Annotated in this window: 1 protein-coding gene; it reads right to left on the bottom strand. The window is 70.1% G+C overall.

Annotated features, from left to right (window positions below):
• Window positions 1-2,233, bottom strand: a 2,233-nt coding sequence (locus ABT115_RS30760) for a non-ribosomal peptide synthetase (RefSeq protein ID WP_351796768.1), incomplete at its 3' end; no start/stop codon positions are given.
• Window positions 2,234-2,251 lie beyond the last annotated feature (18 nt).

The raw sequence follows: 2,251 nt of genomic DNA, 5'->3' as shown, positions 1-2,251 counted from the left end.
CCACCAACCGCTTGTCCCCCACCACGTCCTCACGCACCACCACAGCGACGCCACGGACCAGGCCGGTCGCCTGCAGCGCGTGCTCGATCTCGCCGGGCTCGATGCGCAGGCCACGCAGCTTCACCTGGTCGTCGGAGCGGCCGGCGTACAGCAGGTAGCCGTCCGCGGTCCAGCGGCCCAGGTCCCCACTGCGGTACATACGGGTGCCGGGGGCGCCGAACGGGTCGGCGACGAAGCGTTCGGCGGTGAGGGCCGCGCGGCCGAGGTAGCCGCGACCGAGGTTGGCGCCCGCCAAGTAGATCTCCCCGAGGACACCCGGCGGGACGGGGTTGAGGTGCTCGTCGAGCACATGGACACGGGCGTTGTGCACGGGCCGACCGATGGTCGCCCGGGGGCTCTCGCTCAGTGCGCAACCCGATGCCTCGATGCAGAACTCGCTGGGCCCATAGTAGTTGAAGACGCGGGTGCTGTCGGCGGTGCGCAGTTCTCTCCACAGCGCCTCGGGGACCGCTTCGCCGCCGAGCATCAGCGTGCGCGGTGCGGTGCCGGGGGCGAGCAGGCCCTCCGCCAGCAGCTGCTGGGCGACGCTCGGGGTGACGTCGAGCTGGTCGATGCCGTGCTCGGCGATGTAGCGCACCATGTGGGCCGGATCGCGGCGGGTCTCCTCGTCGAGGAGGTGCAGCTCGTGCCCGGCGATCATGGCGAGGACGCCCTCCCACGAGGTGTCGAAGGCGAGCGAGGCCGACAGGACCACGCGTCGCCGCTCCTCGGGGCTCCGGGGCGTCGGGAACGTGATTCCGCTGTGGAAGTCCAGCAGGTTCGCGAGGGCCCGGTGCAGCACGGTCACGCCCTTGGGCGTGCCGGTCGAACCGGAGGTGTAGATGATGTACGCGGCGTGGCCCGGGCGCAGCGGTGAATGGCGGTCCGCGTCGGTCGGGTCGTGGTCCGGGGCGTCCTCGAGCGTGTGCTCGGTGACCAGCGCCGGCAGCGCGGAGGTGTGGCCGATGCGCGCGACGAGGGCGTCGGTGGTGACCAGGACGGCGGGTTTCGCGTCCTTCAGGACGGTCCGGATGCGCTCGGGCGGAAGCTGCGGGTCGATCGGGGTGTAGACGCCGCCCGACTTGCAGACGGCCAGCCAGGCGACCACGGCTTCGGCGGTACGGGGCATGGCGACCGCCACCAGGTCGTCGGGGCCGACCCCGAGGCCGATGAGGTGGTGCGCGAGGCGGTTGACCCAGGTGTTCAACCGGGCGTAGGTGAGCTTCGTTTCACCACTGACCAGGGCGATCACGTCCGGGGTCTGCCGGGCGCGCTGTTCGAAGACGGTGGTAACCGGCGTGTGAGGCAGTTCGCGCGTGGCGCCGGTCCACCCGGCGAGGAGTTCCCGCTCACCGGGCGTGAGGATGTCGATGGCCGTCACGTCGCGATCGGGGTCGGCGACAAGGTCGCCGAGGAGGCGGACGAGACGGTCCGCGAAGGCTGCGGCCGTGGTCTCGTCGAAGAGGTCGGTCGCGTATTCCAGCGTGCCGGAGATCCCCTGCTGGGTTCCCTCCAGGGCGATCCGCTCCTTGAGGACAACTGACAGGTCGAACTTGGCGACCTCCATGTTGCGCTGCTCGACCTCGGTGGTGAGTCCGTGGAGGTCGAGGGTGAGTTTGCCGCTGAACAGCTCCACACCGACCTGGAAGAGGGGGTGGCGCGAGCGCACCCGGGTCGGGTTGATCTCCTCGACGATGCGCTCGAAGGGAACGTCCTGGTGGGTGTAGGCAGACAGGTCGGCGTCCCGTACGCGGTGGACGAGTTCGCGGAAGGTGGGGCGGCCGGAGACGTCGGTGCGCAGGACGAGGGTGTTAATGAAACAGCCGACGAGGTCGTTGAGTGCCTTGTCGGTGCGGCCTGCGATGGAGGTGCCGAGCGGGATGTCGCTGCCCGCCCCGAGACGCGACAGAAGAGCCGCGACTGCGGCCTGCACCACCATGAACAGCGTCGCCTGCGACTGGCGGGCGATCTCGACGAGCCCCGAGTGGACCTCGGAAGGGACGTCGAAGGAGATCCGGGCGCCGTGGTAGGTGGGGGCTGTGGGTCGGGGCCGGTCGTAGGGCAGGGCCAGTTCCTCCGGCAGCCCCTCCAGCGCCTCGCGCCAGTACGCCAGCTGGCGACTGACCACACTCTCCGGATCACTCTCGTCACCCAGCAACTCCCGCTGCCACAAGGTGTAGTCCGCATACTGCACCGGCAACGGCTCCCACCC

Source organism: Streptomyces sp. NPDC001832 (genome assembly GCF_040297265.1).
Lineage (GTDB): Bacteria > Actinomycetota > Actinomycetes > Streptomycetales > Streptomycetaceae > Streptomyces.
This window is presented reverse-complemented; position numbering and strand designations above follow the sequence as displayed.